We start from the raw sequence: 15,531 nt of genomic DNA, 5'->3' as shown, positions 1-15,531 counted from the left end.
AATATAACATAGATAAATTGAAAAGACGATGTCTAGCGCATTATTTAAAGGAGTTTAAAATTATGGTGATTCAGTGGTTTCCCGGTCACATGGCCAAAGCGAAAAGAGAAGTAACAGAGCAATTAAAAAAAGTGGATGTTGTATTTGAGTTAGTAGATGCACGAATTCCATTAAGTTCAAGAAATCCGATGATTGATGAAGTGATTCAACAAAAGCCACGCGTAGTCATTTTTAATAAAAAAGATATGTCTCAGTTAAATGAAATGGAAAAGTGGTATACATTTTTTAAAGAAAAAGGGGCCTATCCTGTTGCGGTCGATGCTAAGCACGGTAAAGGTTTAAAGCAGGTCGAAGTCGCAGCTATAGAAGTAACGAAAGAAAAATTCGAACGTGAAAAAGCTAAAGGCTTAAAACCGAGAGCGATTCGCGCGATGATAGTGGGTATCCCAAATGTAGGTAAATCAACGCTAATAAACAAATTGGCAAAACGCACAATCGCACAAACAGGAAATAAACCAGGTGTAACGAAGCAGCAACAATGGATTAAAGTGGGCCAATCATTACAATTATTAGACACACCAGGGATTTTATGGCCTAAATTTGAAGATCAGTTAATTGGTAAAAAGCTAAGTTTAACAGGTGCCATTAAAGATAGCATTGTGCATTTGGATGAAGTTGCCATTTATGGGTTAGAGTTTTTAATCGAACATGATTATGAAGGTTTATTGGCACATTATAAAATTGATGTGCCGCGTGATGCAGATAATATTGAATGGTTTGACGCAATTGGGCGTAAAAGAGGCCTCTTACAGCGTGGAAATGAAGTAGACTATGAAGCTGTGATTGAATTGATTATTCATGAAATTAGAAATGCGAAAATAGGGACATATTGTTTCGATATTTATGATGAATTGAGTGCGCAATAAATGAGACCCTCAAAAACCATTGCTCAAATCAAAGAAGAAATACAAACCATTCAAACTATCCAAAGTTTAAAAGCACATCCGGATTATCATGATGCTCGAAAGGGCGTACAACGTATTTTTTTAAGTCGTGAAAAGCAAATCGAAAAAATACAGGCACAGCTATTAAAATATGATGAAATGTGCCAATTTGAAAATGAAATTTTAGCACATCATCCGGAAGCATTGATTTGTGGAATAGATGAGGTGGGTAGAGGACCTTTAGCAGGGCCTGTTGTTGCGAGTGCGGTCGTTTTACAACCTGAGCATCACTATATCGGTATCAATGACTCTAAACAACTTTCCCCAGCTAAACGCAAAAACTTGAATACACAGTTGCAAGCAAACGTACGTGCATGGCAAATTGGAGTGGCCACACCACAAGAAATCGACCAATTCAATATATATGAAGCAACCAAATTAGCCATGTATCGCGCAATTGAAAATTTAACTGTAGTGCCTACGCATTATTTAATTGATGCGATGACATTAGATAAAATCACTGCACCACAGCAGTCCATTATAAAAGGGGATGCTCGAAGTGTTTCAATAGCAGCAGCGAGTATTATTGCGAAAGAATATCGGGATGATTTGATGGCGTCTTATGATCAACAATACCCTGGCTATGATTTTTCAAATAACGCCGGTTACGGAACGAAAAAACATTTAGACGGTTTGGAAGCGTACGGTGTGACAGATATTCACCGAAAAAGTTTTGAACCGATTAAGTCAATCGTCGCAAAGCAGCTATAAGAATGAGTTACTGATTTGATTCTATTTTGAAGGTTAATTAATCGTATTCGTTTGCAAATTTGTGAAACTATGTTTTACTATAATTAATTTCCAATTAAAGAAAGGAATTTGAAATTTATGGATGAAACATTACAGAAATTGTATAAAGTACTCGTTCACTTTGAAGAAACAGAAGTGGAGATTACACATGATGAAAAGAAATTAGAAAAAATAAAGCAAGAAATTGAACAAAATTTAAATATCTCTATTGAAGAAGAACAACAAGCTGACCTGATTCGTCTATTAAAAGACCATAATTTTGCTGTGGAATCAACAGAAGATGAACAAAAAACGATTAATGTCCCAATGGATGATGACACGCAAGTCACTTTCCAAGCAGACAAGTAATTTGATAAATCATTCATCCGCTTCTCTGAATAATAAACTTTAAAAATAACCGGAAGTGAGGTCGCCATATCACATGTATGGCAAACTCATTTCCGGCCTTTGTTTTATGCATTTTTCTATGCTTCAAAACAATGCATCTTATATCAATAATCTTTGCGGTGAATTGAATCTTGATGGTTAAAGCCATTTGGATAACGACGCTCAAGTTTTTCGATGTTTAACTGTGCAATTTCATTCAAATCGGTATCAATGGCAGATGCACATGTAGAAAGATACCACAATACATCTCCAAGTTCCTTTTTAAAAGCCTCCTTATCAAAGTCGTGACCATGATACAAATGCTTTTTGATAATATCCGCGACTTCGCCAGATTCTCCATTAAGTCCCAATACGGCCATTTGTATATGTTTATGAAAGTCGGGATGATCTTTTAAAGTTCGCATTGCTTTTTGTTGATATGTATTAAAATCCATTAAAGATACCTCCTATTTTTCAGTCTTTCAATGTTTAAGGAAAGCTAAGTCCATATTATCATAGTCAACTGCGATAAAAGTGAAATTTAATGCAATACGGAAAAGATGCGTCCACCATAAGGTTCTCTCTGTGCCATCCTTTTATCACTCATGCGCACTAAAAGGTGAGGCGCTCAAATTAAATGGATTAAATCAGTGTTAAAAGTCTGATAAATAGAGAGAACTCTATGTCTATCTGTTTACAATAGCGCTTACATTTCCTATAATTGAAATTGAACTTAACCTTAAGAAACAGGAGGATGGAGTATGAATATCCATGAGTATCAAGGAAAAGAAATTTTTCGCTCAATGGGCGTAGCAGTACCAGAAGGGCGCGTAGCTTTTTCAGCTGAAGAAGCTGTAGAAAAAGCAAAAGAGTTAGATACAGATGTTTATGTTGTAAAAGCACAAATTCACGCTGGGGGACGTGGTAAAGCAGGCGGTGTAAAAATTGCTAAGTCTTTATCAGAAGTTGAAACATACGCGAATGAATTGTTAGGTAAAGTGCTCGTTACACATCAAACGGGTCCAGAAGGTAAAGAAGTAAAACGCTTATACATCGAAGAAGGTGCAGATATTCAAAAAGAATATTACGTTGGCTTTGTGATTGATCGCGCAACAGATCGCGTAACTTTAATGGCATCTGAAGAAGGCGGAACTGAAATTGAAGAAGTTGCGGCTAAAAGTCCAGAAAAGATTTTTAAAGAAACAATCGACCCTGTCGTAGGTTTATCGCCTTATCAAGCGCGTCGAATTGCGTTTAACATTAACATTCCTAAAGCATCAATTAATAAAGCAGTAAAATTTTTGATTTCTTTATACAATGTGTTCATTGAAAAAGATTGTTCTATTGTTGAAATTAATCCACTTGTTTTAACAGGTGAAGGGGAAGTTTTAGCGTTAGACTCTAAAATTAACTTCGATGACAATGCGTTATTCCGTCATAAAGATGTGGTGGAACTACGTGACTTGGATGAAGAAGATCCAAAAGAAATCGAAGCTTCTAAATATGAATTGTCCTATATCGCTTTAGACGGAAATATTGGTTGTATGGTTAACGGTGCCGGCTTAGCAATGGCAACAATGGATACAATTAACCATTTTAACGGTACACCTGCCAATTTCTTAGACGTAGGTGGCGGCGCTACAAAAGAAAAAGTGACTGAAGCTTTTAAAATTATTTTAGGTGATGACAACGTAAAAGGTATTTTTGTAAATATCTTCGGGGGAATTATGCGCTGTGATGTCATTGCTGAAGGTATTGTAGCTGCTGTTAAAGAAGTCGAACTTACATTACCATTAGTCGTTCGTCTTGAAGGAACAAATGTAGACCAAGGTAAAAAAATCTTAAAAGAATCAGGTTTAGCAATTGAACCCGCTAGCACTATGGCTGAAGGCGCTCAAAAAATCGTTAAACTTGTAAGCGAAGCGTAAGGAAAGGATGGGACAACTAAAATGAGCGTATTTGTAGATAAGAATTCAAAAGTTATCGTACAAGGTATTACAGGGTCAACTGCCCTTTTCCATACTAAACAAATGTTAGAATATGGGACACAAATCGTCGCAGGTGTAACACCAGGTAAAGGTGGACAAGTGGTCGAAGGTGTACCGGTTTATAATACGGTGGAGGAAGCTAAAAAAGAAACAGGCGCAAACGTTTCTGTCATTTATGTACCTGCACCATTTGCTGCAGATGCTATTTTAGAGTGTGCAGATGCAGAATTAGATTTAGCTATCTGTATTACTGAGCATATTCCTGTTATTGATATGGTTAAAGTGAAACGTTATCTTGAAGGTAGAAAAACACGTTTAATTGGACCAAACTGCCCAGGTGTCATTACATCGGATGAAACAAAAATTGGTATTATGCCAGGTTATATTCATAAAAAAGGACATGTCGGTGTTGTTTCACGTTCAGGTACATTAACTTATGAAGCTGTTCATCAATTGACTGAAGAAGGCATCGGTCAATCTACAGCGGTAGGTATTGGTGGAGACCCAGTTAATGGTACAAACTTCATTGATGTTTTAGAAGCTTTTAATAACGATGATGAAACAAAAGCTGTAGTGATGATTGGTGAAATTGGTGGTACTGCTGAAGAAGAAGCGGCAGAATGGATTAAAGCCAATATGACTAAACCGGTTATCGGCTTTATCGGGGGTCAAACAGCCCCTCCAGGGAAACGTATGGGACACGCAGGTGCTATTATCTCTGGTGGTAAAGGAACTGCAGAAGAAAAAATTAAAACGCTTAACGATTGTGGCGTAAAAACAGCTGCAACACCTTCTGAAATTGGTGCAACGTTAATTGAAGCAGCTAAAGAAGCTGGCATTTATAAATCATTATTAACTGTGAAGGCATAACAGCATAGATAAAAGTTAAATATTAAAAAGGGTTGGCTTAAGTCAGCCCTTTTTGTGCTTGATTTATAAATGAGCCCATTCTTTGTGTTGAACTGCTCAATGAACAGATATATAGAACGCTGTTTAATTGAAAGAATAACTATTAAATTCTTTTTAGACATACATGATAGGGCAAAAATACCTTATAATCTTAATGAGGTGACTAAAAGAAGATGAAACAACTGTTCCTTTTACTATTATATGCCGGCTTTACAACACAACAGATTCAAAAGATGTATCCCATCTTACTCACTTTAAAAGGTAATATCGACGACGTTAGCAACTATCTCAATGAAATGTTGAAAATAACGCCTTCTCAAACTATTGTGCAAAAAATAAGGCGTTTTCGTTCATTAAAAATCGATACTATAGAGTCTGATTTAAAACGACATTGTATTACTCCTCTAGCGATTCATGACCCTCTTTATCCTTCCCAATTAAAAGAAATTCATGACCCTCCTTTTGTTCTTTTTTGTAAAGGTAATCTCCAAACATTCAAAGCGATGAAACATACTCTAGCAATTGTTGGCGCAAGGCGTTGTACAGACTACACCCCACAAGCCCTTTCTTATTTATTTAAAGACTTACGCGAATATCCACTCACTATTATTTCTGGCTTAGCATATGGAACCGATGCACTTGCACATCAATTTGCACTTGACTATCATATGCATACTGTAGGTGTTCTTGGATTTGGTCATCATCGTCATTATCCTGCAAGTACATTTCAGTTGCGACAAAAGATCGAAAACCAGTATCTTACAATAAGTGAATATCCCCCTCACATACCTATCGCAAAATTTAGATTTCCTGAAAGAAATAGATTGATTAGTGGATTATCTCAGGGGGTATTAATTACAGAAGCTCAGGCACGGAGCGGGGCACTCATTACCTTGGATCAAGCATTGGAACAAAATCGTAATGTTTATGTCTTACCAGGTGATATGTTTAATCAGCATACAAGAGGTAATCTATTGCGCGTCAAAGAGGGGGCAGAAGTGGTTTTATCTGCACAAGATATTCTTAAAGATTATAAAAATTAAATGTTAATGCTTTGTGAAATAATTATAAAAGATTGACAAATATAAAATTAACCGTTTATCATTTATCTTTGTAAATAGAAAAAGCAAGGGGGTAACTACTTTGGCAGATAATCTTGTCATAGTTGAATCGCCTGCAAAAGCGAAAACGATAGAGAAATATTTAGGCAAGAAGTATAAAGTCATTGCATCTATGGGTCACGTGAGAGACTTACCACGTAGCCAAATGGGTGTAGATGTTGAAGACAATTATGAGCCTAAGTATATCACTATAAGAGGAAAGGGACCTGTCGTAAAAGATTTGAAGCGACATGCGAAAAAGGCTAAAAAAGTTTTTCTTGCAAGTGACCCCGACCGCGAAGGTGAAGCAATTGCATGGCACTTAGCAAATATACTTGAGTTAGAAGATAGTAAAGAGAATCGAGTTGTATTTAATGAGATCACTAAAGATGCTGTGAAAGAAAGTTTCAAACATCCACGCGGCATTGAAATGGATCTTGTGGATGCGCAACAAGCGCGCCGTATTTTAGACCGTTTAGTGGGTTATAATATTTCTCCAGTTTTATGGAAAAAGGTAAAAAAAGGGTTATCAGCTGGACGTGTGCAATCTGTCGCATTACGCCTCATCATTGATCGTGAAAACGAGATTCGTAATTTTAAGCCCGAAGAATATTGGTCAATTGAAGGCGAGTTTCGTTATGGAAAATCAAAATTTAATGCCAAGTTTCTACATTATAAAGGTAAACCTTACAAGTTAACGAATAAAGATGATGTCGCTGTAATCACTAAAGCATTGGATGGGGATCGTTTTACCGTTTCAAATGTTTCGACAAAAGAAAAAACGCGTCGACCTGCGTTTCCTTTTACGACGTCAACATTGCAACAAGAAGCTGCACGTAAGTTGAACTTCAAAGCGCGTAAAACCATGATGATTGCACAACAATTATATGAAGGAATCGACTTAAAAAGAAAAGGGACAATAGGTCTGATTACTTATATGAGAACAGACTCTACACGTATTTCTAAAGATGCACAAAATGAAGCTAAACAATATATCGAGTCTCAATATGGCGCTGATTATTTATCAAAATCAACACAAAAAGGAAAGCAAGGGGACCAGGATGCCCATGAAGCGATTCGTCCAACGAGCACACTTCGTACACCTGCTGAGATGAAAGATTTCTTAACTCGGGATCAATATCGCTTATACAAATTAATTTGGGAAAGATTTGTAGCAAGTCAAATGGCACCTGCGATTTTAGATACTGTTTCTGTTGATTTGACACAAAACGATATTAAGTTTAGAGCGAATGGCCAAACGATTAAATTTAAAGGCTTTATGACGTTATATGTGGAAACGAATGATGATAAAGGGAAAGAAAAAGAAAACCGCTTACCGAAATTAGAAGTAGGTAATGAAGTGATTGCTACTAAAATAGACCCAGCTCAGCATTTTACACAACCCCCACCACGATATACTGAAGCACGTCTAGTTAAAACGTTAGAAGAATTAAAAATTGGGCGACCATCAACTTATGCCCCTACAATTGACACCATTCAAAAAAGGAATTATGTTAAAAATGAAAGTAAACGTTTCATGCCAACTGAACTCGGTGAGATTGTACACGAACAAGTGAAAGAGTACTTTCCTGAAATCATTGATGTGGAATTCACAGTCAATATGGAAACGTTACTCGATAAAATTGCTGACGGTGATATTGCTTGGAAAAAGGTTGTTGGAGACTTTTACAACAGCTTTAAACAAGATGTTGCACGCGCAGAAGAAGAAATGGAAAAAATTGAAATCAAAGACGAGCCTGCCGGTGAAGATTGTGAAGTCTGCGGTAGCCCGATGGTAATTAAAATGGGGCGTTATGGTAAGTTTATGGCATGTTCAAATTTTCCAGATTGTCGCAATACAAAAGCAATTACGAAACCGATTGGTGTTAAATGTCCTAAGTGTAAAACAGGTGATGTCGTCGAACGTAAATCTAAGAAAAACCGTGTCTTTTATGGTTGTTCAAATTATCCAGAATGTGATTTTATCTCGTGGGATAAACCTATCGGCAGAGATTGTCCAAAATGTAACCATTATCTTGCTGAACACAAAAAAGGACGTACAACGCAAGTCGTTTGTTCGAACTGTGATTATAAAGAAGAAGTTCAAAAATAATGTTTTAAAGAGAGGAAAATAATAATGACATCTGTTAATATTATTGGCGCTGGTTTAGCAGGGTCTGAAGCAGCATTTCAACTTGCAGAACGCGGAATCAAAGTGAATTTATATGAAATGCGTCCTGTAAAACAAACACCAGCGCATCATACAGACAAATTTGCTGAATTGGTATGTTCTAATTCGTTACGTGGTAATGCATTAACGAATGCGGTCGGTGTATTAAAGGAAGAAATGAGACAATTAAACTCATTAATTATTGAAGCGGCAGATAAAGCACGTGTGCCTGCGGGTGGCGCTTTAGCTGTTGATAGACATGACTTTGCAGGTTATATAACTGAGACATTAAAAAATCATCCCAATGTTACGGTTAAAAATGAAGAAATCACTTCTATCCCTGAAGGCCCTACAATTATTGCGACAGGACCATTGACAACTGAACCTTTGGCAAAAGAAATTGTCGCATTAACTGGTGAAGATCAGTTATACTTTTATGATGCTGCAGCACCGATTATTGAAAAAGATTCAATTGATATGGATAAAGTGTATCTTAAATCACGTTATGATAAAGGCGAAGCAGCTTACTTGAATTGTCCGATGACGGAAGAGGAGTTTAACCGCTTTTATGAGGCAGCACTTGAAGCAGAAGTAGCCCCGATGAACGATTTTGAAAAAGAAAAGTACTTTGAAGGATGTATGCCTTTTGAAGTCATGGCGGGTAGAGGTCCGAAAACGTTGTTATTTGGACCAATGAAGCCAGTTGGATTGGAAGATCCGAAAACAGGGAAACGTCCTTACGCCGTTGTTCAACTACGTCAAGATGATGCGGCAGGTACGCTTTATAATATTGTAGGTTTTCAAACGAGATTAAAATGGGGCGCTCAAAAAGAAGTGATTCGTCTTATTCCTGGATTGGAAAATGTAGATATTGTGAGATATGGCGTCATGCACCGCAATACGTTTATTAATTCACCTGAAGTTTTAAATGAAACATATGCTTTTAAAGACCGTGAGAACTTATTTTTTGCTGGACAGATGACAGGTGTTGAAGGGTACGTAGAAAGTGCTGCTAGTGGATTGGTTGCAGGCATCAATTTAGCACACCGTATGCTTAATAAAGCAGATGTCATTTTCCCTCGTGAAACGATGATAGGAAGTATGGCTTATTATATTTCACATGCAACGAACAATAAGAACTTCCAACCGATGAATGCGAACTTCGGATTAGTACCTGCTTTGGAAGAACGTATAAAAGATAAAAAAGAGCGCTATGAAACACTCGCGCAACGTGCATTAACACAACTGAATCATTTTAAAGAGACATTATAAATGGTCTAAAAAATGGCAAAATAAGTAAAATTTTGATAAATACAAAAATTCAATGTATAATCAATGCAGTTCCCCTTATCATTATGCTACAATGCTAATGATGGAGGGGTTTTTGCTTTGAAACAAATCCAAGAACAATTTTTAGATACATTAAAAAGAGAGCGTTTTTTCTCATCGCATACGTTAAAAGCTTATCACGACGATTTAGACCAATTTAATCATTTTCTTGATCGAGAACAACTAGGATTGAGAGATTTCAAATACAGTGACGCAAGAAACTATTTACAAACACTTTATGATTTAGGTTTACAACGTACAACAGTATCAAGAAAAATTTCTACATTGCGTAGTTTTTATGCTTTTTGGATGACACAAGAGCAAGATGTAGTGAATCCATTTGTCCAATTAGTTCATCCCAAAAAAGAGCGTTATTTACCTACGTTTTTTTATACAGAAGAAATGGAAGCGTTATTTCAAACGGTAAGTAAGGGGAACCAAAAAGATCTCAGAGACCGAGTAATTCTTGAGTTGCTTTATGCGACAGGAATTCGGGTTTCGGAATTGGTGTCTTTAAAAGTTTCAGATGTTGATTTAGAAATGTGTTGGGTAAAAGTATTGGGTAAAGGTGGAAAAGAACGAATTGTACCTTTCGGCGAATTTTGTCGACAGAGTCTTGAAGTATATTTAGAACAGTTTAAGCCTATTCAAAATGTACAGCACGACTATTTGATTACAAACTTAAAAGGTCAACCGATTACCGAAAGAGGTGTGCGCTATGTTTTAAATGATATCGTCAAACGGACAGCTGGTGTGACTGCGATTCATCCGCATAAGTTGAGACATACATTTGCAACACATATGTTAAATGAAGGTGCAGACCTTAGAACTGTTCAAAGCTTACTTGGACATGTTAATTTATCTACGACAGGCCGATATACACATGTAACAAATCGACAGTTGAGAAATGTTTATTTAAAGGCACATCCACGTGCGAGAAAAGGAGAGTAATTTAACATGAGTTCATCAATTCATGCGACAACGATATACGCAGTAAGACATAATGGTGAAGCAGCGATGGCCGGAGATGGTCAAGTCACTTTAGGTGAACAAGTCATTATGAAACAAACTGCTAAAAAAGTTCGTAAATTGTATAATAACCGCGTCGTTGCTGGTTTTGCTGGCAGTGTTTCAGACGCATTCACATTGTTTGAAAAGTTTGAAGGAAAATTACAACAATATAGTGGTAATTTGGAAAGAGCTGCTGTAGAACTCGCAAAAGAGTGGCGAGGCGATAAACAACTCCGCCAACTTGAAGCGATGTTAATTGTCATGAACAAAGATAATATTTTAGTCGTTAGTGGTACAGGTGAAGTGATTGCACCGGATGATGATTTAATTGCAATTGGTTCGGGTGGTAATTTTGCCTTGAGCGCCGGACGCGCACTAAAAAGACACGCACCACATATGAGTGCACAAGAAATGGCCTATGAAAGCCTTAAAGTGGCTTCTGAAATTTGCGTGTTCACTAATGATCACATCACTGTAGAAGAATTATAATGGAGGGTTTAAAGCATGGAGAACAATGCGATTAAATATACACCTAAAGACATCGTAGATAAACTCAATGAATATATCGTTGGGCAAGATGAAGCGAAGAAAAAGGTAGCCATTGCCCTTAGAAATCGTTACCGTCGTAGTTTGCTTGAGGATGAAGTTAAACAAGAAATTGCCCCTAAAAATATATTAATGATGGGACCAACAGGTGTGGGTAAAACTGAAATTGCCCGTCGTATGGCTAAAATAGTTGGTGCACCATTTTTAAAAGTTGAAGCGACAAAGTTTACTGAAGTAGGTTATGTCGGTAGAGATGTTGAGAGTATGGTGCGTGACTTAGTCGATGTTTCGGTAAGATTAGTTAAAGATGAGAAAAAAGCAAATGTGGTTGAAGCAGCAACGGCAAAAGCTAACGAAAAACTCGTTAAACTCCTTGTTCCTAGTCTTAAGAAAAAAGCTAACAAAAATACTAATAATCCTTTAGAATCTTTATTTGGTGGTGCAATTCCAAACTTTGGTCAGCAAAATGAAGAAGAGGAAGAAGAGCCGCCAACAGAAGAAATCAAAACAAAACGTTCTGAAATTAAATTGCAACTCCTTAACGGAAAGCTAGAGGAAGAAAAAGTGCGTGTTAAAGTAGAGCAAGATCCGGGTGCTTTAGGCATGTTAGGTACACAGCAAAACGAACAAATGCAAGAAATGATGAGCCAATTAATGCCTAAGAAAAAAGTTGAAAAAGAAGTACCTGTTAAAACAGCACGTAAAATTCTTGTTGATCAATTTGCTGACGAAATGATTGATCACGAGACTGCAAACCAAGAAGCGCTTGAACTTGCTGAGCAAATGGGAATTATCTTTATAGATGAAATTGATAAAGTTGCTACGACAAGCCAAAACAGTGGCCAAGATGTTTCTCGACAAGGTGTGCAACGTGATATTTTACCTATCCTTGAGGGTAGCGTTGTAAGAACAAAATATGGTACTGTGAGTACGGAACATATGCTCTTTATCGGCGCGGGTGCGTTTCATGTTTCTAAACCAAGCGATTTGATTCCAGAACTTCAAGGTCGATTCCCAATTCGTGTAGAATTAAAAGATCTCACTGTAGATGATTTTGTAAGAATTTTAAAAGAACCAAAATTATCTCTGATTAAACAGTATGAGTTGCTATTGCAAACGGAAGAAGTCACAGTAAATTTCACAGACGAAGCGATTTACAGACTTGCAGAGATGGCATATCATGTCAATCAAGAAACGGATAATATCGGTGCCCGCAGACTGCATACAATCTTAGAAAAAATGTTAGAAGACTTGTCATTCGAAGCGCCGCATATGCCACACGCTCAAGTGGATATTACGCCACAATATGTAGACGATAAATTAAAAACAATTTCAACGAACAAAGATTTAAGCGAATTTATTTTATAAGAAAAAAAGGAGAAATGACATGAGCTTATTATCGAAAACGAGAGAATTAAGTAGTTTGTTACAAAAACATAAAGGTATCTCTGTCGACTTCAAAGATGTTGCCCAAACGGTGAGTAAAGTTACAGTTACAAATGTATTCATCGTTTCTCGTCGCGGTAAAATTTTGGGATCTTGCTTGAATGAATTACTTAAAAATGAACGTATTATTCAAATGCTAGAGGACCGTCATATTCCAGAGGCTTACACGGATAAATTAATGCACGTATATGAAACGTCATCAAATATTACAATTGATAGTGATTTATCAGTATTCCCACCAGAAAATGAAGATTTATTCAAAGACTCAAGAACAACAATTTTCCCAATTATTGGTGGAGGCGAACGCTTAGCAACACTTGTTCTAGGCCGTGTTGCCGATGACTTCAACGAAAATGATCTTGTGCTTGGTGAATATGCTGCAACAGTAATCGGTATGGAAATATTACGTGAAAAACATTCAGAGATTGAATCTGTAGCTCGTGATAAAGCAGCAATCTCAATGGCGATCAACTCTTTATCTTACTCAGAAAAAGAAGCGATTGACCATATATTTGAAGAACTTGGTGGTAAAGAAGGTCTCTTAATTGCCTCAAAAGTTGCAGACCGCGTAGGTATCACACGTTCAGTTATCGTTAACGCTTTAAGAAAACTTGAAAGTGCCGGCGTTATTGAATCACGTTCTTTAGGTATGAAAGGGACTTTTATTAAAGTTAAGAAAGAAGCATTCTTAGACGAGTTAACGCGTGCAGAATAATTGGATTGCGTTGTTGCAAACTCGCGCATGTTATGATATATTAATTAGCGGCTATAAAAGTCAAAACACACACGCAACACCGAAGTATAAAAGGGTGCGATGAATTTCATCGTTTTTATATGAGTGTTCGTGGCGGATGTAAACCAATAGGAGGAATTTATATTATGGCAGTAATTTCTATGAAACAATTACTAGAAGCTGGTGTTCACTTCGGTCATCAAACACGCCGTTGGAACCCAAAAATGAAAAAGTACATCTTCACTGAAAGAAACGGTATCTACATTATCGACTTACAAAAAACAGTGAAAAAAGTTGAAGAAGCATACAACTTTATTAAACAAGTATCTGAAGAAGGCGGTAAAGTCTTATTCGTAGGTACTAAAAAACAAGCGCAAGAATCAGTGAAAGCTGAAGCAGAACGCGCTGGCCACTTCTATGTTAACCAAAGATGGTTAGGTGGTATTTTAACAAACTATAAAACAATCTCTAAACGTGTACAACGTATTTCTGAAATTGAAAAAATGGAAGAAGATGGAACATTTGATGTTCTTCCTAAAAAAGAAGTTGTAGAACTTAAAAAAGAATATGACCGTTTAATTAAATTCTTAGGCGGTATTCGTGATATGAAATCAATGCCACAAGCATTATTTGTCGTTGACCCACGCAAAGAGCGCAACGCGATTGCAGAAGCACGTAAATTAAACATCCCTATCGTTGGTATCGTTGATACAAACTGTGATCCGGATGAAATTGATTACGTAATCCCAGCGAATGACGACGCAATTCGTGCGGTTAAATTATTAACTGGTAAAATGGCAGACGCAATTTTAGAAGGTCAACAAGGTGTATCAAACGATGAAGTAGCTGCTGAACAAAACATCGACTTAACTGAAGATGAAAAAGCAGATAACGAATCAGCTGAAGCAGTAGAAACAACTGAAACATCTGTTGAATCTAACTAAGTCGCATCTTGAAATGGGTGTGGGATAGAAACTTATTTGTTTTCATCGACCCACTAATGGCAAAGATGACTTGGATTGAGAAAAGCTTGATTTAAAGTGTAGGATCAAACGCGTCATCTACTGCCACTTTATCATTTTGAGTATTTTCATTGGGTTGAGACGTGAATATGTCCCAGCCCCTTTTTTTAAAATAAATATTGATTGAATATTGGAGGAATCATGAATGGCAATTTCAGCTAAACTTGTTAAAGAATTACGTGAAAGAACTGGCGCAGGTATGATGGATTGTAAAAAAGCATTAGAAGCAACTGATGGTGACATTGATAAAGCCATTGACTACTTACGTGAAAAAGGTATTGCTAAAGCAGCTAAAAAAGCAGACCGTATTGCAGCAGAAGGTATTACACATGTTGAAGTTAAAGGTAACGATGCTGTTATCGTTGAAATCAACTCAGAAACAGACTTTGTTGCACGTAACGAAGGTTTCCAACAACTTGTAAAAGAAATTGCTAACCAAATTCTTGAAACAAAAGTGGATTCAGTTGAAGCTTTAAATGAAACAACATTACCAAACGGTAAAACAGTTTCTGAACATATGACTGAAGCGATTTCAACAATTGGTGAAAAATTAAGCTTACGTCGTTTCGAAATCAAATCAAAATCAGATAGTGACGCATTCGGTGCTTACTTACACATGGGCGGACGTATTGGTGTTCTTGCAGTTGTTGAAGGTTCAACTGACGAAGAAGCTGCAAAAGATGTTGCGATGCACATCGCTGCAATCAACCCTAAATACGTTTCATCTGACCAAGTAAGTAAAGAAGAAATCAACCATGAAAGAGAAGTATTAAAACAACAAGCATTAAATGAAGGTAAACCAGAAAACATCGTTGAAAAAATGGTTGAAGGTCGTTTACGCAAATATCTTCAAGAGATTTGTGCTGTTAACCAAAACTTCGTTAAAGACCCTGACCAAACAGTTGAACAATTCCTTAAATCAAAAGGTGGTCAATTAGTAGACTTCGTTCGTTACGAAGTGGGTGAAGGTTTAGAAAAACGTGAAGAAAACTTTGCTGATGAAGTAAAAGGACAAATGAAATAATCGACACGGTTTTGTATAAGAAAGAAGACACCTTTCGTGTCCTCCTCTGCAGGACTTCAATGCAAGATTGAAGCCGTGTAGAAGGGTGATGCTTATTGTGTCTTCTTTACTTGTATTGTTTTACATATTACGA

The 15,531-nt window shown here is 36.9% G+C and carries 15 protein-coding genes; 14 read left to right on the top strand and 1 reads right to left on the bottom strand.

Annotated elements, in window-relative coordinates; translation table 11 throughout:
• Nucleotides 1-62: 62 nt before the first annotated feature.
• The 3 genes from ylqF to MUA40_RS07585 all read left to right on the top strand — a co-directional run bounded on the left by ylqF (nt 63) and on the right by MUA40_RS07585 (nt 2,102).
• Nucleotides 63-926: a ribosome biogenesis GTPase YlqF gene (gene ylqF, locus MUA40_RS07595; protein ID WP_016424897.1), complete on the top strand. Its 864-nt coding sequence runs from the start codon at nt 63-65 to the stop codon at nt 924-926.
• Nucleotides 927-1,715 (top strand): ribonuclease HII, encoded by a 789-nt coding sequence (locus MUA40_RS07590; RefSeq protein WP_016424898.1) that lies wholly within the window; start codon nt 927-929, stop codon nt 1,713-1,715.
• Between the two features lie 117 nt (nt 1,716-1,832).
• Complete coding sequence (locus MUA40_RS07585) at nt 1,833-2,102, top strand: hypothetical protein (RefSeq protein ID WP_016424899.1); 270 nt, start codon at nt 1,833-1,835, stop codon at nt 2,100-2,102.
• A 143-nt stretch (nt 2,103-2,245) separates the two neighbouring features.
• Here MUA40_RS07585 and MUA40_RS07580 read toward each other — a convergent pair whose 3' ends face one another.
• Nucleotides 2,246-2,575, bottom strand: coding sequence for a nucleoside triphosphate pyrophosphohydrolase family protein (locus MUA40_RS07580; RefSeq protein WP_016424900.1), 330 nt, complete (start codon nt 2,573-2,575; stop codon nt 2,246-2,248).
• 306 nt (nt 2,576-2,881) lie between these two features.
• On the opposite strand from MUA40_RS07580, the gene sucC reads away from it, so the two are divergent.
• The 11 genes from sucC to tsf all read left to right on the top strand — a co-directional run bounded on the left by sucC (nt 2,882) and on the right by tsf (nt 15,398).
• A complete protein-coding gene (gene sucC / locus MUA40_RS07575; protein WP_016424901.1) occupies nt 2,882-4,048 on the top strand; it encodes an ADP-forming succinate--CoA ligase subunit beta in 1,167 nt (388 codons plus the stop codon).
• Nucleotides 4,049-4,069: 21 nt separating this feature from the next.
• The gene (gene sucD / locus MUA40_RS07570; RefSeq protein ID WP_167732673.1) at nt 4,070-4,978 is read left to right on the top strand and encodes a succinate--CoA ligase subunit alpha; all 909 of its coding nucleotides are present in this window, start codon (nt 4,070-4,072) and stop codon (nt 4,976-4,978) included.
• 212 nt (nt 4,979-5,190) lie between these two features.
• Nucleotides 5,191-6,060, top strand: a complete 870-nt coding sequence (gene dprA / locus MUA40_RS07565) for a DNA-processing protein DprA (RefSeq protein WP_262569350.1) — start codon at nt 5,191-5,193, stop codon at nt 6,058-6,060.
• Nucleotides 6,061-6,160: 100 nt separating this feature from the next.
• Nucleotides 6,161-8,230, top strand: coding sequence for a type I DNA topoisomerase (topA, locus tag MUA40_RS07560; RefSeq protein WP_167732671.1), 2,070 nt, complete (start codon nt 6,161-6,163; stop codon nt 8,228-8,230).
• A gap of 24 nt (nt 8,231-8,254) precedes the next feature.
• Nucleotides 8,255-9,559 carry an FADH(2)-oxidizing methylenetetrahydrofolate--tRNA-(uracil(54)-C(5))-methyltransferase TrmFO gene (gene trmFO, locus MUA40_RS07555; RefSeq protein ID WP_016424905.1) on the top strand — a complete coding sequence of 435 codons (1,305 nt, stop codon included), beginning with the start codon at nt 8,255-8,257 and terminating at the stop codon, nt 9,557-9,559.
• 117 nt (nt 9,560-9,676) lie between these two features.
• Nucleotides 9,677-10,567: a tyrosine recombinase XerC gene (gene xerC / locus MUA40_RS07550; RefSeq protein WP_016424906.1), complete on the top strand. Its 891-nt coding sequence runs from the start codon at nt 9,677-9,679 to the stop codon at nt 10,565-10,567.
• Nucleotides 10,568-10,573: 6 nt separating this feature from the next.
• The gene (hslV, locus tag MUA40_RS07545) at nt 10,574-11,116 is read left to right on the top strand and encodes an ATP-dependent protease subunit HslV (RefSeq protein ID WP_016424907.1); all 543 of its coding nucleotides are present in this window, start codon (nt 10,574-10,576) and stop codon (nt 11,114-11,116) included.
• A gap of 15 nt (nt 11,117-11,131) precedes the next feature.
• Nucleotides 11,132-12,541: an ATP-dependent protease ATPase subunit HslU gene (gene hslU / locus MUA40_RS07540; protein ID WP_016424908.1), complete on the top strand. Its 1,410-nt coding sequence runs from the start codon at nt 11,132-11,134 to the stop codon at nt 12,539-12,541.
• 19 nt (nt 12,542-12,560) lie between these two features.
• Nucleotides 12,561-13,334, top strand: a complete 774-nt coding sequence (gene codY, locus MUA40_RS07535) for a GTP-sensing pleiotropic transcriptional regulator CodY (RefSeq protein ID WP_016424909.1) — start codon at nt 12,561-12,563, stop codon at nt 13,332-13,334.
• Between the two features lie 164 nt (nt 13,335-13,498).
• Nucleotides 13,499-14,296, top strand: coding sequence for a 30S ribosomal protein S2 (gene rpsB, locus MUA40_RS07530; protein ID WP_016424910.1), 798 nt, complete (start codon nt 13,499-13,501; stop codon nt 14,294-14,296).
• A 223-nt stretch (nt 14,297-14,519) separates the two neighbouring features.
• Nucleotides 14,520-15,398, top strand: a complete 879-nt coding sequence (tsf, locus tag MUA40_RS07525) for a translation elongation factor Ts (RefSeq protein ID WP_262569346.1) — start codon at nt 14,520-14,522, stop codon at nt 15,396-15,398.
• Nucleotides 15,399-15,531 lie beyond the last annotated feature (133 nt).

Origin of the sequence: Staphylococcus schleiferi (assembly GCF_025558325.1) — a bacterium.
Taxonomy (GTDB): domain Bacteria; phylum Bacillota; class Bacilli; order Staphylococcales; family Staphylococcaceae; genus Staphylococcus; species Staphylococcus schleiferi.
The sequence above is the reverse complement of the archived record's forward strand: the minus strand, read 5'-3'. Positions and strand labels throughout refer to the sequence as shown.